The organism is Bacillus cereus group sp. BceL062 (assembly GCF_051780025.1).
Lineage (GTDB): Bacteria > Bacillota > Bacilli > Bacillales > Bacillaceae_G > Bacillus_A > Bacillus_A toyonensis.
The window spans coordinates 12741-32392 of record NZ_JBPWGY010000013.1; the positions used below are offsets into that span (position 1 = coordinate 12741).

Sequence of the window (19652 nt, forward strand, 5' to 3'; positions counted from 1 at the left end):
GATATTTCATATTTTCAAACACAAAACGTAACAATAACGAACGCGTTTATGTTACAAATGTCTCTGAAAAATAACGTCTGGAAAAAAATGTATCACTATGACCTATTTTTACACGTATCTCGGCTGTACCCCATTTGGACTACCCCACCTTTCTATATATAATTATAAACGGATTCAATGTTTAATTATCATCGGTATACCAGCTATCGCTCAAATGATTTTCTTTCTAGTATTTAAAAATATCCAAATGGGATATTTACTTCACTTCAATTACAATTTAATTAGTATACTTTTTAACTACATAGCTTCTATTTAAAATATTTTATAAATAAAAACAAAAGAAAAGGTACCCCTGCTGCAAGGTACCTTTTCCAAGGGGTATAACTCATTACCTAAGCGGCCGTTGGTTAAGTATACCGCTTAATCTATTACATGAGTTATAATTTTATTATACATTGATCATAACAAAAATATTATCAATGGTGAAATTAACTTTAATTATTTATCATTTTAGGGGTAGCACCACATCGCTATCAACCTAAGATTCTTAATAACCCCCCATAATGAAAATTTTATCTCTATACAAATTGTATTACTATGCAACTTTAAGACAAGTTTTATTATCATTACGACAAGTTAACTTGTCATAATGATAATAAAACTGTACAATGAAAATATAATTAATAAGGGGTGGTTACTATGATGCAAAAAGAAGAGATATTAAGAAAATACAAAAAAATGGGGAGAGATGAACGTAAAGAACTTATAGAATTAGATTCATCTAGTTACGGTTTAATAGCTGTACTTGTTTTAGTCCTATTTTTTGGTTCTTGGAAATTGATGCATGGTATTAAAAGCTACGAATTAATTTCAATTTTTTCTGGTTATATAGCTAGTACAAGCCTTTATAAGTTTAAAAAATTGAAAGAACAAAAATTTCTTATTGCAAGCATTTTAGCAATAATGAGTACAATTGCAAGTGCCATAGTTTTCTTTCTGGAGGGATGATAATTGAAGGATGAATTAGTACTGCAAAATCGTTTGAAAGTAGCAAGAGCTGAGAAAAAAATATCACAGGGAGAATTAGCTGAAATGGTAGGAGTATCTAGGCAAACCATTAGTTCTATTGAAACAGGACAATTTTGTCCAACTGCAAAGTTAGCATTAGTACTTTGTATAGCACTAGATAAAAAATTTGAAGAATTATTTTATTTTTGATTAATTGGTATACTAGGAGTCAAAACAAATCCCTATCAATCTAGTTTTTTTATTATCCATAAAGTAAAAAATACGCTATCCTTGCTATATCATCATAGGAAAGGCTGGCGTTTTTGTATGTCTATTTCTGTATCTGATGAATTACAAATATTTGCTCGAGAAATTCAAAACTTCTTATCTCCAAATTTCTTACGAGATCTTGCTAGAGATGTTGGTTTTGTACAACGAACCAGTAAGTACCAAGCAAAAGATTTAGTAGCTCTATGTGTATGGATTAGTCAAAATGTCGCTAAAACCTCTTTAACTCAGTTATGTAGCGGTTTAGAAGCATCAACAGAGGTGCTCATTAGTCCTGAAGGACTGAATCAACGATTTAATGCCACAGCCGTGCGATTTCTACAACATGTGTTAGCCGAACTTCTCAACCAAAAGTTATCTGCAAATAAGTTGCTCTCTTCTCCATACACTTCTATTTTCAAGCGTATTCGTATCTTAGATTCCACTGCATTTCAACTTCCCAATGTATTTTCATCTGTTTATCCAGGCGCAGGAGGATGCAGCCATACAGCAGGGGTGAAGATTCAGCTTGAGTATGATTTATTAAGTGGACAATTTCTTCATATTCATACAGGTCCAGGTAAACAACATGATCGAACCTACGGTTCCCTGTGTGTCCCAACTGTAACAGCGAATGATTTATGTATCCGAGATTTAGGTTATTTTCATTTGAAAGATCTTCAACACATACAAGATAAAAAGGCTTATTATATCTCACGTATTAAATCGAATACACGTATTTATCAAAAAAATCCTAACCCTGATTATTTTCAAGATGGCAGAATCAAGAAAGGTACAGAGTATATCCAGATAGATATGGAGGTTTTAATGAGCTCTCTTCAACCAGGACAAACATATGAAATATCCGACGCTTATGTAGGAATGACTGATAAAGTCCCAACTCGTGTGATTGTTCATCGGCTAACAAAAGAACAACAACAAAAACGATTGCAAGATCAAACTGTAAGAGAAAAAAAGAAAGGAATAAAGTATTCTCCTCGTAGTAAACGACTCAGTGGTATCAATGTATATATGACAAACACACCAACAGATATTGTCCCGATGAGACAAGTACATGATTGGTATTCTTTACGTTGGCAAATCGAGATTTTATTTAAAACGTGGAAATCATTCTTTCATATTCATCATTGTAAAAAGATAAAACGAGAACGATTGGAATGCCATTTGTATGGGCAACTAATTGCCATTCTCCTATGTTCCTCTACCATGTTTCAAATGCGGCAATTACTTCTTATGAAAAAGAAACGAGAACTGAGTGAATATAAGGCCATATATATGATTAAAGATTACTTTTTTCTTCTTTTTCAAGCGATACAGAAAGACACCCAAGAGCTATCAAAGGTGTTACTTCGCCTGTTCAATCTCCTACAGCAAAACGGGCGAAAATCTCATCGGTATGAGAAGAAAACAGTCTTTGATATCTTAGGTGTCGTTTACAATTGTACCCTGTCTGATAATCAAGCGGCTTAATTCAAAAATGGAAACCCGTTAGGGTTTATTTCGTATGCAAATCTTTAAATTCCCTACGCATATCCTTTAGAAAAAAGAAACAGCCTCTACTATAATTGACGCTGTATGAGCTTAGCTTGATAGCGATGGGGTAGCACCACATTGCTATCAAGCTAACAAAAGTAAATACTCCAAAACGAAAATTTTATCCTTCCATACGAATCCCAACATTTTTTTGTTTTATGAAACCATTCAATTTTTAACTTGCTGACAACGTGGAGTAATACAAAACATAAATAGAAAAAATCCCTAACAATATCCAAAAAAATTGATAGGGATTTTTTTATTCTTTATTAAAAGACTAACCAGTGACTTGCAAAGCAAGTTACCTGATGTTAAACTCTAAATACACGCTAACTTGCTTTGCAATCTACTGAGAGGAGATGAATCGATGCATAGCCAAATGCTAAAAGGAGTATTAGAAGGCTGTATTTTATATATCATCTCACAAGAAGAAGTATACGGTTATGAACTAAGTACCAAATTGAATCAATATGGTTTTACGTTTGTAAGTGAGGGCAGTATTTATCCACTTTTATTGCGAATGCAAAAAGAAAAATTAATCGAAGGAACTTTGAAAACCTCTAATCTAGGACCTAAACGTAAGTATTATCATTTAACAAAGAAGGGATTAGAACAATTAGATGTATTTAAGGTGAGTTGGGATATGGTATCAACAACTGTAAATCAGTTACTAGGAGGGGGAAAACAAAATGAAACCAGATGAAATGGCTAAAATGAATAATAAAAAAAGAAAGTTACTAACAGAAGAAAATGAACTAGCTTATGAAAATATGTTGGTGTATATTCGCTGCTCAAATGTTCCTGAAAGGCAATCAGAAGAACTATTATTGGAGATTTTAGACCACCTTATTGAATCTCAAAAAGAAGGAAAAACTGCTTATGATGTATTTGGGGAGGATCTTCCAGCTTATTGTGACGAATTAATTGCTGCCTTACCTCAACAAACAATGCTTGAAAAATTTTCAACAATTGGCTTTATTATTAGTTTACTACTTGCAATTCAATTTGGAATAGATACGATATCTGCTGTAATAACTTCGTTTTTTCAAAAAAAATACCCAACTGATGGTGTATCATTTGATATTTTGGAAACCACACTATCTGTCACAATTCTTATTGGGGGTCTTTATATTATTTTATATGTAATGAAAGGATTCTCGTTTAAATCGATAATGAATTGGAAGAGTCGAATTATATTTATATTATCAATTTCTATTCCATTTGGAATATCAGTATTATTACATATGCATTTTAAAAAATACCCTTATCTTTCTTATAACTTAAGTTTATGGCAAGGTGCCTTGATAGCTCTATTTTTCTATATTTTATATAAATTTTTATTTAAAGCATCAAGATTCTAATAACTTATTTAAAGAGCACATATATCGTTATTAAGCTAACAAAATTAAATTTTCTTGAAATGAAAAAATACGCTATTCTTTCTGTAGAATCATAGGAAAGGATGGCGTTTTTGTATGTCTATTTCTGTATCTGATGAATTACAGCTATTTGCTCAAGAGATTCAAAGCTTTTTATCTCCAGATGTTTTACGAGACCTTGCTAGAGATGTTGGTTTTGTACAACGAACCAGTAAATACCAAGCAAAAGATTTAGTTGCTTTATGGGTTCTGGTGCAAAAACTCTAAAGCTCTTGCCAGTAATCTCCTAAACTTGGACATACTGATAGTATTACTCTAAAAAAGGTGTGTGATCGGTATGGAAAAGAGAAATTTGTTCAAATGGAATCATTATCAGCCGGAACTAATCTTATTAACAGTAAGGTGGTACCTAAGGTACAATTTGAGCTTCCATAACCTGGTGGAAATGATGGAGGAAAGAGGATTATACATTGCTCACACAACGATTATGCGCTGGGTTCATCAATATGGACCTCAACTAGAAGAGAAAGTACGACATCATCTAAAATCAACAAATGATTCATGGAGAGTTGATGAAACCTATATTAAAGTAAAAGGGCAATGGATGTATTTATATCGTGCCGTTGATTCAGAAGGGAATACCATTGATTTTTATCTAAGTAAATCAAGAGATAAACAAGCCGCCAAGTGTTTTTTCAAGAAAGCCCTGACTTTTTCGTACGTTTCTAAACCTCGCGTGCTAACAATAGATAAGAACCCTGCCTATCCTGTAGCAATTCAAGCGTTGAAAGAAGAAAAACATATGCCTGAAGGCATAAAGCTAAGACAAGTTAGATATCTCAATAATATAGTGGAACAAGATCATCGTTTTATTAAGAAACGTGTGCATCCTATGTTGGGGTTTAAGTCATTTAAAACTGCAACTTCTATATTGAGTGGTGTTGAAGCCATGCATATGATTAAAAAAGAACAGATTGATTTACGGGACCAGTCTGTCCAAAATCAGAAAGAATTCATCCATTAATTGTTTGGGCTAACAGCATAAAATACAATTCCGCTCGAAATATATGTGCTATATTCTCTTTTATTTTATCTTTGCACCAGAACCCAAAAAATAACCGTAGATAGTAGCACGAACACTGTTCTTGTTATAATTAATTTTTTTCAGAACGTCTATAATCCTCTTTTAAAAAATATATGTAAATATAATAAAAAACGAATGATTAATAGAAATATTCTACGCCACTCGTTTTTTATCGGACTTCTTTTTACTGCACTTTTATTTTCTTTATGAGTTATTAGAAAAATAATTGTCTATATAAGTCTTTATTTTTTCAAAATCCTTTTCCATAAATAAGATTGCTGGTACTTCAATTATTGGAAGATTATTTTCATTATCAAAAGGTGGACACGGTTTGGGAACTACCAAATAGTCAACTGAGTTTTTATCCCTAATATAATTAATTGAGACATCATAATACTTAGAAAAATATTCCTTCAAATCATCCTGATTCCTTAAAAATGGTAGAGAAAATATTGAACCATAATTTATACCAGCGTCGACAATTAATACAAAGCATATTTTTTTCATGATACACCCTCCTCGTATAATAAGTTTTAAGTTAATAACTGTTCCTTGAAAATTAAATAGTTTTTATCTTCAAGAGCTACATCAAAAAAATGATGTATGGGTAAAATTTAGTCTTGGATACTGGGGGATTTCCCTAGATAATGGAAGTATGGAAATGGATCCATCGGGAATATGCTTACTCCTCCTGTAGTTCGACCACGTTAAAAGACTGTGACCCAGACCAAAATGCACTGCATACGCACAAGCTGTATCGGTTTCCTTCACTTACCTCTCATAGTGGTGGGAGGGCAGCTTAGGTGAAGGCAATCATTGAATACTCATACGCGAGGTTGTGGCTATGTTTTGGACTCTAGGGAGATCCCACAGTATCCAAGCTCATTCCAAATACTATTCAAAGAAAGGAGGTCCTTTCTTTGAGATTATTCGTAGCTATTGATGTAAGCTCTGAAAAACTTGATGTATGTTTTCTTGACAGTCATGACACTGTTTTGAAAGAAATTTGTCTTTCAAACGATGTGAATGGTGCCAACGCCATTAAGGAGGATGTTCTCCATTTTCACCAGTTGTACAACTATGAAAAAATTGTCATTGGCATGGAATCTACTTCCGTCTATAGTTTCCATCCTTCCATGTTCCTAACGGAAGATAAGGATTTGAGGGCTTTAGACGTGGAAGTGGTCGTACAAAATCCAAAAGCCATCCATCGGTATAAAAAACTCTTTGAAGAAGATAAGACCGATAAAATAGATGCTTTCCGTATTGCCGATTTTTTACGAATCGGGCGGTATAATAAGTTTCTTATCAAGGAGGAAAAATACGTTGCCCTTCAACGTTTAACACGATCTAGATATCAACTCGTTCACCAGCAAACAGAATGTAAGCAACACTTTCTGGAGAACCTTTACTACAAATGTAATACGTTATCGAAAGAGTTAAATACCTCTGTTTTTGGTGCGACGATGATGGAAATACTCTCAGATTCCCTTTCGTTGGATGAAATCGCAGAAATGGATCTAGAAGCACTCGCTACTCTTCTTCAGAAAAGGGGAAAGGACGCTTTAGCGACCCGGAAGATTTAGCGAAAACCATCAAGAAAGCCATACGTGACTCCTACCGACTAGGTAAGGTCGTTCAAGACTCTGTGGACGTTGTATTAGCCACTTATGCACGATTGATTCAAACATTGAAAAAACAAATCAAAGAGATAGAAAAAAGCATTACTGCTTTATTCGAAGCCATTCCAGAAGCGAGATATTTAACAAGTGTTCCAGGCATTGGAGTCGTATACGCCGCGGGAATCATTGCGGAAGTTGGACAAATTGAACGCTTTGAGAACGAAGCACAATTGGCCAAATACACCGGTCTTTACTGGAAAAAATCGCAATCTGGAAACTTTGAATCGGAACGAACACCCATGACACGAACGGGAAACCAGTATCTTCGTTATTACATGGTTGAAGCTGCCAACTCTGTACAACTTCGTGAAGCTACTTACCGTGCTTATTATTTAAAGAAATATGATGAAGTTCCGAAATACACACATAAAAGAGCCCTTGTCTTAACAGCGAGAAAACTAGTGCGTCTGGTGGATGTGCTACTACGCAACCACCAACTCTACATGCCATAAAGGAGCGTGTAAATCAAGAGCTAACTACTGCTTTTGATATCCTTTCAAGGCGGCTTTAGGGATATGAACAAACATTCATGTTTCTCACCTAAAAACACGAACTAACGTTCTGTGCGTTCCTAAGGTTTAGTTTCCTGCGCTCTTTTTTAGAAATTCTTCTCTAGCTTTTATCAATCATATACTTGACTTAATACCACAAGTCTTATTTAACTTTATGTAACCGTTACAATTTATATTGTAACAATAAATTTGCGAAAAAAACATTGAGTTTAAGATAATTTATTTAAAAAATATAGCTTATGGGGTAGCGTCACATCACTATCAAGCTAAGCTTATGCAAAGTCAATTTCAAGTGAGATTGTTTCTTTTTTCTAAAGGGCAAGTGTAGGTGATTGAAAGATTTGCATACGAAATAAACCCTAACGGGTTTCACTTTTTTGAATTAAGCGGCTTGATTATCAGACATGGTACAATTGTAAACGACACCTAATATGTCAAAGACTGTTTTCTTCTCATATCGATGAGATTTTCTCCCGTTTTGCTGTAAGAGGTTGAACAGGCGAATTAAAATCTTTGATAGCTCTTGGGTGTCTTTCTGTATAGCTTGGAAAAGAAGAAGAAAATAATCTTTAATCGTATATATGGCCTTATATTCACTCAGTTCTCGTTTCTTCTTCATAAGAAGAAATTGCCGCATTTGAAACATGGTAGAAGAACAGAGTAGGATGGCAATTAGTTGCCCATACAAATGACATTCCAATCGTTCTCGTTTTATCTTTTTACAATGATGAATATGAAAGAATGATTTCCACGTTTTAAATAAAATCTCGATTTGCCAACGTAAAGAATACCAATCATGCACTTGTCCCACCGGGACAATATCTGTAGAAGTATTTGTCATATATACATTGATACCGCTAAGTCGTTTACTACGAGCAGAATACTTCATTCCTTTCTTTTTTTCTCTTACAGTTTGATCGTGTAATCGTTTTTGTTGTTGTTCTTTTGTTAGTCGATGAACAATCACACGAGTTGGGACTTTATCAGTCATTCCTACATAAGCGTTGGATATTTCGCATGTTTGTCCTGACTGAAGAGAGTTCATTAAAACCTCCATATCTATCTGGATATACTCTGTACCTTTCTTGATTCTGCCATCTTGAAAATAATCAGGTTTAGGATTTTTTTGATAAATACGTGTATTCAATTTGATACGTGAGATATAGTAAGCCTTTTTATCTTGTATATGTTGAAGATCTTTCAAATGAAAATAGCCTAAATCTCGGATACATAAATCATTCGTTGTTACAGTGGGGACACACAGGGAACCGTGGGTTCGATCATGTTGTTTACCTGGACCTGTATGAATATGAAGGAACTGTCCACTTAATAAATCATACTCAAGCTGAATCTTTATTCCCGCTGTATGGCTGCATCCTCCTGCACCTGGATAAACGAATGAAAAAGGATCTGGAAGTTGAAATGCAGTTGAATCTAGGATGCGAATACGCTTGAAAATAGTAGTGTACGGAGAAGGGAGCAGCTTAGCTGAAGATAACTTTTGGTTGAGAAGTTTGGCTAATACTTTCTGTAGAAACTGCACGGCTGCAGCATTAAATCGTTGATTCAGTCCTTCGGGACTGATGAGTACTTCTGTTGATGCTTCTAAACAACTACATAACTGGTTTAAGGACGTTTTTGCTACACTTTGGCTTATCCATACACATAAAGCTATTAAATCTTGAGCTCGATACTTACTTGCTCGCTGTACAAATCTAACATCTCTAGCTAGATTCTGTAAGGTATTTGGGGATAAAAGACTCTGAATCTCCTGTGCGAATAGTTTTAGTTCGTCAGATACAGAAATAGACATATAAAAAACGCCATCCTTTCTTATGATTCTACAGAAAGAATAACGTATTTTTTATTTTAGGGAATTATGTTTTGTTTGCTTGATAGCGATGGGGCGTAATTCCTATATCTAGTGAACCGTTTTTATACTTTCCGAACAATAGCCAAATAAATGGATGATGCTATACTTTGAATAAAAAACACAAGCATTACATAATAAATAAAATATTCCTTATCTATTAATTTAAATATCGCTACTAATGCTACTCCAATTAATATACCAACCGTAAGAACAGAATAAGATAATGACTTAATTTTAAAAATGAAGATTTGTCCTCTCTCATCTTGTGACTCCATCCGACGTTCAAACGTAATTTTGTAAAATTCTGCAATGAACACTAATACTACCAACACACAAATTACAAGCGTAGCAATATTAACCATTATTCATCCTCCTCATATTTAAATACATCAGTTATCTCTTTCTCAAGCGAATTAGCAATTTTGAAAGCTAAAATCAAAGAAGGGTTATATTTATTTTTTTCTAAAGCTACTATAGTTTGTCGACTGACACCAACTGCATCTGCTAATTGTTGTTGCGTCCATCTTTTTTCAGCTCTTCCTACCATTATATTATTTTCGAGCATGTCATTCCTCTCTTCTATTATGCAGTTATCTCAACTCGATAGTAATATATTTTTTACAAAAAGTAAAGAATACATTACTACAAACCGAATAACACATTATATGTTTAACTGAAAAAACGTGAAAATTATAAGCTATTACATTTATTTGGGATAAATACCACGAATTCTTTGCACTAAAGATTATTTTGGCTAGAAACCTTGTTACAGTTTTAGTAATTTGTTTTTGGAGTATCTTGAAGTATCCAAAAACAAAAAGTTTGTACATTTTCACCTGGAGATGCCAATTTTCTCGTTTTAGGGGTATTTGCATTTCTTAGCTTGATAGTGATAGAGCGTGTCCCCTTTTAGAACAAAAAAATAGGATTCCCCTGACCAGGAGAATCCTATTATATACCTTAAAATTATAACAAATAATGGCATAAATAAATTATTTTATCAAGTGAAAATCAGTGATCACAGCTTTTTTCGTACCAATATTGACACCTAGCAAGCGTTAAATGGATAAAAAGGCTTTTCTTTAAGTAGCTCAAAAAAGAAGGAATTCTTGCCGTACCTCTTTTTGAATTCCGTTTCTATAACTTGGGAATCAAATGATTATGGAAAAATTCTATAATTCTACTTATTTGAATGCTTTTCCGATGGGATATTCCGCTGCAACTCATTAATAAATTTATAAGTTAATGGAGCTTTTTCTTCTAACTCAGCCTTCGTGTCTGGACCAGCATAAAAATAGGCAAAGGCTTCGGCGAAATATTCTTCCTTGTAATCGAAATATGGATTGTCATTAAAATCATCATGCTCCAAAGCGTGAATTTCAGTAAACTTATTTGAATAACTAATATTGTCAAATACATAACAATCAATGGAATGGGCTGTTTCATGCAGCTCAAGGCTTACAGAACTATGCATCTTTTTATAGCTGTAACCGATTCGAGCAACAACCGTCTGCCCACCTGCACCTGGCACATCATCCCACGTATATGGAGTATGTTCCCATCCCCTAGGAACGGTTCCCCTTAAATATTCATACTCCGGCAAATCAGTAAGAGGGAAATTAATCAGTTTAACCTGAACTCCCTGTTTATGCATGGTGATCAATATATTAGTTGGGATGCTCCAGAGACGATCAACCATATTTCGGGTCTCTTCACGATCAAATTCACCCTTTGTTTCAACCGTCACAACCCTTTCAAGAACATTGTTCATTTTAAGTGATTGGGTAGTTCCGGATTCTCCAAATGCAGCAGTAGAAAATGAGAATGTTAAAACTGTGGTCAATAATAACGCGGAAAATGCTTTTTTCAATAAGTTCCTTTTCATAAACTCCTCCTAAATTTAGTATTTTATAGTTAAATATTTGACAATTAATTCTTTTTCCCTTTATAGGGTACGACACATGCCCATCAACTTAAGAAAACAAATCCACCGCAAAACGAAAAAAGAGCTTTTTATTACAAGTTAGGACAAAATCTCGTTCTGGGAGAGTTGTATTTTCTTAGATTGATAGCGATGGGGTAGTACCAAAAATACGAATTTCGTACTCTAAGCAAAATTTCATAAAGAAAAATTCGATATTCTAGATGGGTAAGAATTATACAGTGTTGTAGGTAGAAAACATATCCAGATGATTTAAATCCGCTTATATTAATTTGGTCAATAATCTTTAAGGGAATCCACTCTAAGTAAGTTGGGTAATGAAGAAAAGCCTTGAATCTTATTAAAATATAAAAGGAGTAGAAAAAATTTTCTACTCCAATCTCTTTTTGGTAATTTGTATTTTATTTCATTTTAAAAATGTACTTTATACTTTGATATTCAATATCTTTAATGCTATGATAATTTTTTTAATAGCTATGACCTATTAATCCTCATAATCTTCAATTGGACTTTTCAATTTTCTAGATAAGAACTCATAGAAATCTTTAGCTTCAAGTACTGTCTTCTTACTTACAAAATCCCACGTTACCACTGGGCATTCACTATTTACAAGACTTGATGTATCTAGGCAATATACGTATTCACCTACATCCCATATCACAACATAACTGTTAGGAAGTCCCATTTTATGATGCACTCCAGTTTCTGAAAGTATTGGTGAATTATCTATGTAACCTGCACATGTTAAATCTATTCCGAGTATACCTCCGCCACCGTAATGCTTTAAAAACCAGCGATAGCTATCTGGAAATTTACAATCTAATCTTTTTTCAAGTTGGTTAATAAATTCATCTTCAACTCCTCCAAAAAAATCTCCTTTTTCCTCCCGTTCGGAAAAAATGTTAGCAATCCATTCCTTCATTTATATTACTCCTTCTTTTATTTTTGATAATCTTGTGCTCTTTGTTTCCAGTAATACTCACGAAATCTCTCATACTGAGCTGTTAAAACTGGATCATTTCTAAAACTATCTCCATCCTCAATTGTATCATGAGGCTGCTTTGAGTATTTCCGATGTTTACTAGCCGATAATTCAACCATGCTTCCTGGTTCTCGCTGAGTCGTATGGTGCAGTTGAATTTGTGTATCATCCTTGTAAAAAGGATTCCTCTCTTTTTTTGCTAGTTCTAAATTTGATAAAGCTTTCGCTTGCGGGTTTGATGATACATAATTCCAATCAATATCTTTCATCTGATATACACGTCTATCTAAATTTTCGTTATAAAGGAATAGATGGAAAAGAGACTGTAACGAGACATGGCTATGAGGAGTATATCTCAACTGATAAAAATAAAGTTATTTCACACGTAGCAGTTCTTGCCTTCCCAAATGTAAATTTGCATTGCATAATGCCTGTATTTTTAATAGAAATACAAGCGAGTAAGTTTACACGAAAAACAAACGAAGAAGGAGCGGATTCTTCATTACTTAAAAAGGAATAAGTGTCTCGTTGTGGACACCTGTTTTTCTTTTCTACTAGAGAAATATATGTACAAAGTACAAATTGGTACGAGATTTAAGTAATATATACTTTACATTAAGTAATATATAAGTTACATTTATATAGGAGGTTGCATATGAAAAATCACGTGAAGCTTGCTCGAGTAAAAGCAAATATGACCCAGCAGCAATTAGCTGAGGCAGTTGGGATTACCAGACAAACTGTTAGCCTTATTGAAAAAGGGAAGTACAATCCTTCATTAAAGTTATGTTTACAAATTTGTTATGCGACAGATGCAACATTAGACGAAATCTTTTGGATAGAACAGGAGGATTATGAATGAAGAAAATTACAGATGAAAGACTTGTACTAAGGAATCTACAAAATATCCGTATTCTATTCTTTGTACAAACTATGGGTATACTCTGCATTCTTGGATATGATTTGATACATGGCGGTTTTGAACATATGCGTGATAATCCGCTATGGATGCTATTTATTATCACTTCGGTCGTGTCAGGTTATTTATCCATGAGCATCAATGTGCAGCAAGAACATACGAAAAAGAATCCTAAAAAATCACTCCTTACAAGTTTACTCGTATTGGTAGTGATTGTACTTGGCACATCTTATCTTACATCGATCAGCCCAGAATCTAGTACAAGAGATGGGCTACTGTTAGGCATTATCTTATTTATTTGCGGACTCATTCCAATATTGTATGTTTATAAGTTACGAATGAAACAACTTGCTGATTTAGAAGAGGAATAATACATATTTATATACTTTTACTCGTACTACCAAACCACTTGGACACTTGTCTAAGTGGTTTGTTTTTTGTGAAATTTGTTGCAACTCGACTAGTGAAATCGAAAACAGTACAGTAACAACATGTTTGAATGATAGACTCGTAATTACAATTATGACTTCTTATATTTATACCACCCTTCTGAAAATTCCCAGAAAACATAAATTTCTATTCACTAGCAGTTTATGTTAATCAGCAAGAAGCATATACAATAAATAATTCTGTTTTAGATAACACGCAACCACTCAAAAAATCCAGTCATAAAAAAAAGAGGGAGAAGGCATCTTTTATTGAAGTTTGTTTATAATAGTTTTTTAATTTGTTAGGGGGAATCGTAAAGGAGATTAGTGATCTCTTTGATAATTTTTATTTTCCTTATAGTATTTGGCATATTGTATTAAAAAATTCAAATTTTGAAGGGAGAAAGAGATTATCAAGTTCAATCAAAAATCGAAATTCCTCTTTGGAAAGAACAATTAAAAGCACGAGGTCACGTTGATTATCGACTATATCCAAAGTTAAATCACTTCTTTACAGAAGGAGATGGGGAATTAAGTAAACCAGATGAATAGTATAGTCCTGCTAATATCCCTGAGTATGTTATAAATGATATTGCTGCTTGGGTGCAAGGAAGATTGAAATAAAATTAGAAACCATATTTTTTAATAGAGGTCACGATACATGCTTATCAACTTAAGGATGGAAATTAAATGTATTTTTGTTCAAATAAACTAAATAAAGGGGTGTTCTTTATGTGTACTAGTTTGACATTACAGACAAAAAGCGGTCAGCATCTTTTTGCAAGAACGATGGATTTTACATTAGATTTCAATCAAGAAGTAATAATAGTTCCTCGAAGTTATCAATGGAACAATATAACTGGTGAAACCATCGAGGCGAAACAAGCTGTTGTCGGGATGGGGATTAACCATCAAGGAAGGATAATACTGGCGGACGGAGTAAATGAATTAGGTATGACATGTGCAACACTCTATTTTCCAGGATTCGCTACTTATAGTAACAGTATAGATGACAATAAAACGAATCTGGCTCCATTTGATTTTGTGGCATGGAGTCTCACACAATTCAATTCTGTGGAAGAGTTAAAGAAATCTGTAGATAGTATTACCTTTTTGGATGTACCATTACCTGTTTTAGGAGTTACTCCACCGCTCCATTGGATTTTAGCGGATAAATGGGGAGATTGTATTGTGCTAGAGCCGACAACTGAAGGACTAAAAATATATGATAATCCTCTTGGGGTAATGACCAATAGTCCTGAGTTTAACTGGCATTTACAAAATTTAAGACAATTTATTGGTCTTAAATCGCATCCATATGCACCAACACAATGGAGTGATTTGCCGTTAAGTGCTTTTGGACAAGGATCGGGTTCGATGGGGCTACCTGGGGATTTCACCCCACCATCAAGATTTGTGCGGGCAGCATTTGGGAAACAAAATATTCAAGGTATAGATAACGAAGAAGAGGGGGTATCGGCCATGTTTCATATCTTATCAACTTGCGAGGTTCCAAAAGGTGGAGTGATAACGGACGAAGGTACATTAGACAATACCATCTATACAAGTGCAATGTGTATGGAATCCGGTACATATTATTACCATACCTATGATTGTAGACAAATTATAGCTATTCATTTATTTCATGAAAATTTAGATACAGAAGAAATAAAAACATATCCCTTCCACAGGAAGCAGAAGATATTTTATGAAAACTAAGTAGATTTAGAAGAATATTTAAAAAGCAAACTTAATTAAGTTTGCTTTTTTATAATAGACGATACCCCGTTACCATCAACCTAAGAAAATAAGTCACCCCCAAAACGATTAAAATAAATTTCAGGTCTATAAAAACATAAAATTTCCATTTAGAGGGTACTTTAAAATCTTATCTTGATAGCAAAACATCTCCGTATATATAATGTTTTTAACTAAAATAGGTCGCCAGTCATTACAGTCATAAACTCCTTAAAAAACTGTTCATAATTCATTTGTACTGCAATCCTATGTTTTGGACGATTACCGAATGTTTCTGGTTCAAAGGTAGATCTAAAATCTCCTATACTTTGTCCTCTTACAGTATCAAGTACATTAACTGTCACTGCTGATTGATGGTACGTAAAAATATCATCACGATTAATCGCAATTAATGTAAGTGCATCATGAACCGGGCTACCTTGTATTCCAGGAACTTTTTTTTGATAAAATTGATAATAGTAATAGTCTAAAAGAGGTTTTAAAAATTTAGTTTTTCCTTTAGAGTGGATATAATTGACCATTTCTGGTGTTACAATAGCCGATTGTGTAACATTCAAAGGATAAATTGATAGATTCTTTGCGTATCTCATTACAATATTGGCCGATCCAGGATCGCCATAAAAGTTAGCTTCAGCAATGGGAGTAACATTTCCTGGATATAGAAAAGCTCCTCCCATAATATAATAAGAATGTACATATTCCATCACCTCTCCATAAAGGAGAAATAAAGTTGCAAGTGAAGTAAGCCTTCCGGTATTCACGATAATAAGTTCATTTTTATGCTGCTCAATAAGTGTGAGAACCTCAAAAAAATTCTCAAATGTCTGAACCTCTAGTCCTGGATAAATGGGCCCTATCCCAAATTTACCGTGAACTTCTGGATAAAAAGTTTCAGCTTCTGAAGACATGGAATGCTCCGCCCCACCAAAAACTTTTATATATTCTTTTCCTACACTTTTAAGTAAAAAGCGAACATTTCTAACAACTTCAGCTTTAGGTACGTTCCCGTAGTCTGCAACAATTCCTATAACATCAATTTTATCTGTCAAATGCGCGTATATGATAGCTATCGTATCGTCAATTCCGAAATCCCCAAAAAACAGTACTTTTTTCCCCATATAATGTTGCTCCTTAATGTTACTAATTTTTAAAACGGATCATAATTATGTATCGTAGGATAAGATTGTTCTCAAGTTTTTTTGTAATACGGTACATGAATGAATTCATCAAGTTAACATACACTTTCGTTAATAATGAGCAAATTCCTTTTGTATGAAATGGAATAGTATGGACTTACTAATCTTAACAAGTTTTTTCTGATACCCTCTACTCATTATGTGGTCCTTAAAATGATAAAAATACGTTATCCTTTCCTATTTGTTTTAAATCGACAGTAAAACCACAGAAAGATAAGTGAAATTGTTGCTTAACAACAACTTTCACAAGAATCGTTATAACAAAAAACATACATTATTGATACAATATAATTATTCATCAAAATAAGGAGAAAATAAAATATATATTTAGGAGGAAAAATACTTTGGAAATAGATCAAATAAAGAATATCCTAAGAAAAAGAGCAACCATCTTTCAAACAGGCGGAAAAAGACCCGATTTATCTATAAATGAAAGTTGGATTGGAAAGATCCCCTATTCATTACCAAATGAAACTTACCCAATCGACCGCTATCAAGACAAAATGTATGCAACCATGATGATTAATTTAACTCAAATACCTTTTGTTGCAGAAGCAGTAAAAGATATGAAAGCCATCGCAGTATTTCTTTCTCCAAACTTTGCTAAAGACTTATCCAACTTATCAGGAAATTTTTGCATTAGAGAATATGATTCTTTAGAGAAACTAGTACCAAATGAGATGTCACTTACGTTTCCAAATCTAAAACCTTTTCCCTTAATACCTAGATTAGTAACTAATGAGTTTCCACAATGGGATACGGAAGATTTTCCAAACAATATGCAAGATAGAATTTTAGAACTTGAAAACACAAATGAGATTGACTACTACGAGGATATTTTTGAAGAAAATCATTACATACATAAATTAGGTGGCTATGCTTGTTTTGCCCAATCAGGCATCCAATGGCCCTCAGATTATGAATTTATTTTTCAAATAACAGACGATCCAAAAGCACATTTAAAGGTTATTCATGGTGGCGGAATTTATTTTGCTAAAAATAGTAAAACAAATGATTGGATCGCACATTGTGATTTCTTATAGGGGTCCCGCCACATGCCCATTAACTTAAGAAAACAAATCAACCCCAAAATGAAAAAAGAGCTTTTTATTACATTTTAGGACAAAATCTAGTTCTGGGATTAGTTACATTTTCTTAGCTTGATAGGTATGTGGTGGACCCAAAGAAAGAGATTTAGTTGTTGAAGCTCGGATGAATTGATTAGCTAGAAGTTTAAAACTTGGAAAAGCGAAATGTTCATATATTTAGTCTGAATTATGAATGGGAACGAGAGTTATTGAAAGAAAAGCAAAGAGTCAGATTAGATATTGTTAAAAAAGGGGGACAGCTGGGTCGTCCTCGTAAGTGTGGAAAGAAACATGAAGGGATGGAACATGCTATTCATTTATATAAAGAAGGTAAACGTACAATAAATCAAATTTGCAATATTACCAAGTGAGTCGTTCAGTGTTTTATCGTGAAATTAATAAGAGAAATTTGAAAATGAATAAATAAAATTAATAGAACATTGGAAAATTTCATAATTTCAAAAATTACTTTGCTAAATATTGATGCTAATTTTTATAGATATTGTTGGAAGTGGGGTAATATTGTATGAAATCGATAAATGTAAATGGGAATATATATCATATTGAATGTATTCCTTTTGAAGATAAGAGTGAGCAGGACGAAGAGGGATACTACGAATATTTTTACAAAGGAGTCTATTTATTGTTTCACTCCGACAAAGAAACAATAAAAGCCCGAATTTATGACGGAGAAGAAGTAATATATTTCTTGAAAAATCCAGTTCTTGCTTTGGATAAAGATTTTGAAGAGATGAAGGTATATATAATTAAAGAATATGATGTAAAAAAATTTAAGGTTCCGGGTGGGGAAAAAGCCTATATAGAGTTATAGCCATAATAGGTTTCTGTCTTTACCATGGATATATTAAATACAAAAGGTAGGTAGTTATATGATTCGTGAAGCTGAACCAAAGGACAGCAATGTAATTGAAAATCTATATAAAAAATTAGCACCACATAGCAAAAATATTAAGGTTTTACCAGAAAGAATTGAGCAGATAAGGAATGATTCTAATAATTTTTTATTTGTCTATGAGGAAAGTGGTAACGTCAAAGGAAGTATATTTATGACGTTTTGTCTTGATCCTGGATATCAATTTAGACCGTATACTGTTTTAGAGTATGTGATTGTAAATGAAGATTTTCGAGGTAATGGGATAGGGGAAAAGTTATTGAAACATGTAGAAGAGATATCAATTGCAAGGGGATCCACAAGAATTATCTTATTAAGTAGTGCAACTAGAATAAAAGCACATAAATTTTTCACTAAAAATGGATACAATGGAACCATAAGTAAGGGTTTCAAGAAGTATATACCAATTACTTGAATTTTATTTATAAGTGTTTTTTCTTAGAATGCTCCTTCATGATTCTAGACCAAAAACGAATTTCATTTAATGATCGTTCAACAAACTTTACAGACGTAACACCCGTATCAGGGTGTAATGAGGTTTCATCCCTATTCATTCTTAATCCCCCACTAAATACTAAGCTAGTTCTATTCTTATGAGTAAATATATATATAAATACCATCAATAAAAATTCATGATGATAATGATAAATCTCATATACATGTAATATTAACCTACCTTATTATTATCAGTAACCAAAGTAAGTCTACTCCTTATACAAAAATAGATAAGGAGCGGGCTTACTTTTCTTCTGAATTTTTATCATTTTAGCCAAGAAGACTCCTTCCTCAAGGAACGCTAAGTGAGTAGGTGGGAGATGAATTGGCTTCGGACAAGGGATGGCAGGGAGCCATCTTAATTGTTCGACATACATAAATTGTTACTTCACTACCTATCGAATGTATGTTTGCTATATAATAGATACATATCGAAATGGAGGTGAAATGAATGATGATCAATAAAGCATATAAATTTCGTATCTATCCAAATAAAGCACAAGCGACCCTAATCAATAAAACGATTGGCTGTTCTCGTTTTGGATTCAATCGTTTCCTATTTATTTTCAAAT

The 19652-nt window shown here is 33.4% G+C and carries 21 protein-coding genes and 6 pseudogenes; 18 read left to right on the forward strand and 9 right to left on the reverse strand.

Features of this window, described 5'->3' with window-relative positions; all coding sequences use genetic code 11:
- Nucleotides 1–118 precede the first annotated feature (118 nt).
- The 8 genes and pseudogenes from ACS2MN_RS24855 to ACS2MN_RS24890 form a co-directional block, all read left to right on the forward strand.
- Nucleotides 119–316, forward strand: a pseudogene (locus tag ACS2MN_RS24855) (hypothetical protein); the annotation flags it as partial.
- 386 nt (nt 317–702) lie between these two features.
- Nucleotides 703–1008, forward strand: a complete 306-nt coding sequence (locus tag ACS2MN_RS24860; protein ID WP_098139703.1) for a DUF6442 family protein — start codon at nt 703–705, stop codon at nt 1006–1008.
- A gap of 3 nt (nt 1009–1011) precedes the next feature.
- Nucleotides 1012–1218, forward strand: a complete 207-nt coding sequence (locus tag ACS2MN_RS24865; protein WP_000651002.1) for a helix-turn-helix transcriptional regulator — start codon at nt 1012–1014, stop codon at nt 1216–1218.
- 117 nt (nt 1219–1335) lie between these two features.
- Nucleotides 1336–2766 carry an IS4 family transposase gene (locus tag ACS2MN_RS24870; protein ID WP_346994556.1) on the forward strand — a complete coding sequence of 477 codons (1431 nt, stop codon included), beginning with the start codon at nt 1336–1338 and terminating at the stop codon, nt 2764–2766.
- Between the two features lie 430 nt (nt 2767–3196).
- Complete coding sequence (locus ACS2MN_RS24875; protein ID WP_346994557.1) at nt 3197–3532, forward strand: PadR family transcriptional regulator; 336 nt, start codon at nt 3197–3199, stop codon at nt 3530–3532.
- The gene (locus ACS2MN_RS24880) at nt 3519–4190 is read left to right on the forward strand and encodes a DUF1129 family protein (protein ID WP_098821768.1); all 672 of its coding nucleotides are present in this window, start codon (nt 3519–3521) and stop codon (nt 4188–4190) included. The genes ACS2MN_RS24875 and ACS2MN_RS24880 overlap by 14 nt, the downstream gene beginning before the upstream one ends.
- Nucleotides 4191–4304: 114 nt before the next feature.
- Nucleotides 4305–4457: pseudogene (locus ACS2MN_RS24885) on the forward strand (IS4 family transposase); the annotation flags it as partial.
- 88 nt (nt 4458–4545) lie between these two features.
- Entirely contained in the window at nt 4546–5232 is a 687-nt protein-coding gene (locus ACS2MN_RS24890; protein WP_346994558.1) for an IS6 family transposase, read from the forward strand.
- Nucleotides 5233–5496: 264 nt separating this feature from the next.
- Here ACS2MN_RS24890 and ACS2MN_RS24895 read toward each other — a convergent pair whose 3' ends face one another.
- Nucleotides 5497–5799 (reverse strand): hypothetical protein, encoded by a 303-nt coding sequence (locus tag ACS2MN_RS24895; protein ID WP_000717614.1) that lies wholly within the window; start codon nt 5797–5799, stop codon nt 5497–5499.
- Nucleotides 5800–6212: 413 nt separating this feature from the next.
- Between ACS2MN_RS24895 and ACS2MN_RS24900 the strand changes: the two are divergent.
- A pseudogene (locus tag ACS2MN_RS24900) lies at nt 6213–7426 on the forward strand (IS110 family transposase).
- Nucleotides 7427–7868: 442 nt separating this feature from the next.
- On the opposite strand, the gene ACS2MN_RS24905 reads toward ACS2MN_RS24900, so the two are convergent.
- The 6 genes from ACS2MN_RS24905 to ACS2MN_RS24930 all read right to left on the reverse strand — a co-directional run bounded on the left by ACS2MN_RS24905 (nt 7869) and on the right by ACS2MN_RS24930 (nt 12552).
- The gene (locus tag ACS2MN_RS24905; protein WP_438894791.1) at nt 7869–9299 is read right to left on the reverse strand and encodes an IS4 family transposase; all 1431 of its coding nucleotides are present in this window, start codon (nt 9297–9299) and stop codon (nt 7869–7871) included.
- Between the two features lie 122 nt (nt 9300–9421).
- Nucleotides 9422–9721: a hypothetical protein gene (locus tag ACS2MN_RS24910; protein WP_098805418.1), complete on the reverse strand. Its 300-nt coding sequence runs from the start codon at nt 9719–9721 to the stop codon at nt 9422–9424.
- Nucleotides 9721–9924 carry a helix-turn-helix transcriptional regulator gene (locus ACS2MN_RS24915; protein ID WP_000892393.1) on the reverse strand — a complete coding sequence of 68 codons (204 nt, stop codon included), beginning with the start codon at nt 9922–9924 and terminating at the stop codon, nt 9721–9723. Before ACS2MN_RS24915 ends, ACS2MN_RS24910 begins: the two co-directional genes overlap by 1 nt.
- 615 nt (nt 9925–10539) lie before the next feature.
- Nucleotides 10540–11244 (reverse strand): anthrax toxin lethal factor-related metalloendopeptidase, encoded by a 705-nt coding sequence (locus ACS2MN_RS24920; protein WP_098805416.1) that lies wholly within the window; start codon nt 11242–11244, stop codon nt 10540–10542.
- Nucleotides 11245–11785: 541 nt separating this feature from the next.
- Nucleotides 11786–12223 carry an SMI1/KNR4 family protein gene (locus ACS2MN_RS24925; protein WP_098805415.1) on the reverse strand — a complete coding sequence of 146 codons (438 nt, stop codon included), beginning with the start codon at nt 12221–12223 and terminating at the stop codon, nt 11786–11788.
- 17 nt (nt 12224–12240) lie between these two features.
- Nucleotides 12241–12552 carry an HNH/ENDO VII family nuclease gene (locus ACS2MN_RS24930; RefSeq protein WP_232353603.1) on the reverse strand — a complete coding sequence of 104 codons (312 nt, stop codon included), beginning with the start codon at nt 12550–12552 and terminating at the stop codon, nt 12241–12243.
- 386 nt (nt 12553–12938) lie between these two features.
- Here ACS2MN_RS24930 and ACS2MN_RS24935 point away from each other — a divergent pair, with 386 nt between their 5' ends.
- From ACS2MN_RS24935 to ACS2MN_RS24950, 4 genes and pseudogenes are all read left to right on the forward strand, one after another.
- Nucleotides 12939–13145, forward strand: a complete 207-nt coding sequence (locus ACS2MN_RS24935) for a helix-turn-helix transcriptional regulator (protein WP_098805414.1) — start codon at nt 12939–12941, stop codon at nt 13143–13145.
- Complete coding sequence (locus tag ACS2MN_RS24940; RefSeq protein ID WP_000724354.1) at nt 13142–13573, forward strand: hypothetical protein; 432 nt, start codon at nt 13142–13144, stop codon at nt 13571–13573. The genes ACS2MN_RS24935 and ACS2MN_RS24940 overlap by 4 nt, the downstream gene beginning before the upstream one ends.
- 447 nt (nt 13574–14020) lie before the next feature.
- Nucleotides 14021–14254 (forward strand): annotated as a pseudogene (locus ACS2MN_RS24945) (alpha/beta hydrolase); the annotation flags it as partial.
- Between the two features lie 108 nt (nt 14255–14362).
- Nucleotides 14363–15349 carry a choloylglycine hydrolase family protein gene (locus ACS2MN_RS24950; RefSeq protein WP_098805413.1) on the forward strand — a complete coding sequence of 329 codons (987 nt, stop codon included), beginning with the start codon at nt 14363–14365 and terminating at the stop codon, nt 15347–15349.
- Between the two features lie 212 nt (nt 15350–15561).
- On the opposite strand, the gene ACS2MN_RS24955 is transcribed toward ACS2MN_RS24950, so the two are convergent.
- Entirely contained in the window at nt 15562–16506 is a 945-nt protein-coding gene (locus tag ACS2MN_RS24955) for a nucleoside hydrolase (RefSeq protein WP_097954788.1), read from the reverse strand.
- Between the two features lie 422 nt (nt 16507–16928).
- Between ACS2MN_RS24955 and ACS2MN_RS24960 the strand changes: the two genes are divergently transcribed.
- The 4 genes from ACS2MN_RS24960 to ACS2MN_RS24975 all read left to right on the forward strand — a co-directional run bounded on the left by ACS2MN_RS24960 (nt 16929) and on the right by ACS2MN_RS24975 (nt 19000).
- On the forward strand, nt 16929–17627 hold the full coding sequence (locus ACS2MN_RS24960; protein WP_098805412.1) for a DUF1963 domain-containing protein: 699 nt from the start codon (nt 16929–16931) through the stop codon (nt 17625–17627).
- Between the two features lie 197 nt (nt 17628–17824).
- The gene (locus tag ACS2MN_RS24965) at nt 17825–18043 is read left to right on the forward strand and encodes a helix-turn-helix domain-containing protein (RefSeq protein WP_232353602.1); all 219 of its coding nucleotides are present in this window, start codon (nt 17825–17827) and stop codon (nt 18041–18043) included.
- Between the two features lie 155 nt (nt 18044–18198).
- Nucleotides 18199–18504 (forward strand): hypothetical protein, encoded by a 306-nt coding sequence (locus tag ACS2MN_RS24970; protein ID WP_000836235.1) that lies wholly within the window; start codon nt 18199–18201, stop codon nt 18502–18504.
- A 58-nt stretch (nt 18505–18562) separates the two neighbouring features.
- Nucleotides 18563–19000, forward strand: a complete 438-nt coding sequence (locus tag ACS2MN_RS24975) for a GNAT family N-acetyltransferase (RefSeq protein WP_098805411.1) — start codon at nt 18563–18565, stop codon at nt 18998–19000.
- A gap of 25 nt (nt 19001–19025) precedes the next feature.
- On the opposite strand, the pseudogene ACS2MN_RS24980 reads toward ACS2MN_RS24975, so the two are convergent.
- A pseudogene (locus ACS2MN_RS24980) lies at nt 19026–19205 on the reverse strand (DUF2935 domain-containing protein); the annotation flags it as partial.
- A 326-nt stretch (nt 19206–19531) separates the two neighbouring features.
- Between ACS2MN_RS24980 and ACS2MN_RS24985 the strand changes: the two are divergent.
- Nucleotides 19532–19648: pseudogene (locus ACS2MN_RS24985) on the forward strand (helix-turn-helix domain-containing protein); the annotation flags it as partial.
- Between the last annotated feature and the right edge of the window lie 4 nt (nt 19649–19652).

What these genes read in the sequence shown, in the direction of transcription:
- ACS2MN_RS24860 (WP_098139703.1), top strand. Translation starts at nt 703, where the DNA reads ATGCAAAAAGAAGAGATATTAAGAAAATACAAAAAAATGGGGAGAGAT.
- ACS2MN_RS24870 (WP_346994556.1), top strand. Translation starts at nt 1,336, where the DNA reads ATGTCTATTTCTGTATCTGATGAATTACAAATATTTGCTCGAGAAATT.
- ACS2MN_RS24875 (WP_346994557.1), top strand. Translation starts at nt 3,197, where the DNA reads ATGCATAGCCAAATGCTAAAAGGAGTATTAGAAGGCTGTATTTTATAT.
- ACS2MN_RS24880 (WP_098821768.1), top strand. Translation starts at nt 3,519, where the DNA reads ATGAAACCAGATGAAATGGCTAAAATGAATAATAAAAAAAGAAAGTTA.
- ACS2MN_RS24890 (WP_346994558.1), top strand. Translation starts at nt 4,546, where the DNA reads ATGGAAAAGAGAAATTTGTTCAAATGGAATCATTATCAGCCGGAACTA.
- ACS2MN_RS24895 (WP_000717614.1), bottom strand. Translation starts at nt 5,799, where the DNA reads ATGAAAAAAATATGCTTTGTATTAATTGTCGACGCTGGTATAAATTAT.
- ACS2MN_RS24905 (WP_438894791.1), bottom strand. Translation starts at nt 9,299, where the DNA reads ATGTCTATTTCTGTATCTGACGAACTAAAACTATTCGCACAGGAGATT.
- ACS2MN_RS24910 (WP_098805418.1), bottom strand. Translation starts at nt 9,721, where the DNA reads ATGGTTAATATTGCTACGCTTGTAATTTGTGTGTTGGTAGTATTAGTG.
- ACS2MN_RS24915 (WP_000892393.1), bottom strand. Translation starts at nt 9,924, where the DNA reads ATGCTCGAAAATAATATAATGGTAGGAAGAGCTGAAAAAAGATGGACG.
- ACS2MN_RS24920 (WP_098805416.1), bottom strand. Translation starts at nt 11,244, where the DNA reads ATGAAAAGGAACTTATTGAAAAAAGCATTTTCCGCGTTATTATTGACC.
- ACS2MN_RS24925 (WP_098805415.1), bottom strand. Translation starts at nt 12,223, where the DNA reads ATGAAGGAATGGATTGCTAACATTTTTTCCGAACGGGAGGAAAAAGGA.
- ACS2MN_RS24930 (WP_232353603.1), bottom strand. Translation starts at nt 12,552, where the DNA reads ATGAAAGATATTGATTGGAATTATGTATCATCAAACCCGCAAGCGAAA.
- ACS2MN_RS24935 (WP_098805414.1), top strand. Translation starts at nt 12,939, where the DNA reads ATGAAAAATCACGTGAAGCTTGCTCGAGTAAAAGCAAATATGACCCAG.
- ACS2MN_RS24940 (WP_000724354.1), top strand. Translation starts at nt 13,142, where the DNA reads ATGAAGAAAATTACAGATGAAAGACTTGTACTAAGGAATCTACAAAAT.
- ACS2MN_RS24950 (WP_098805413.1), top strand. Translation starts at nt 14,363, where the DNA reads ATGTGTACTAGTTTGACATTACAGACAAAAAGCGGTCAGCATCTTTTT.
- ACS2MN_RS24955 (WP_097954788.1), bottom strand. Translation starts at nt 16,506, where the DNA reads ATGGGGAAAAAAGTACTGTTTTTTGGGGATTTCGGAATTGACGATACG.
- ACS2MN_RS24970 (WP_000836235.1), top strand. Translation starts at nt 18,199, where the DNA reads ATGAAATCGATAAATGTAAATGGGAATATATATCATATTGAATGTATT.
- ACS2MN_RS24975 (WP_098805411.1), top strand. Translation starts at nt 18,563, where the DNA reads ATGATTCGTGAAGCTGAACCAAAGGACAGCAATGTAATTGAAAATCTA.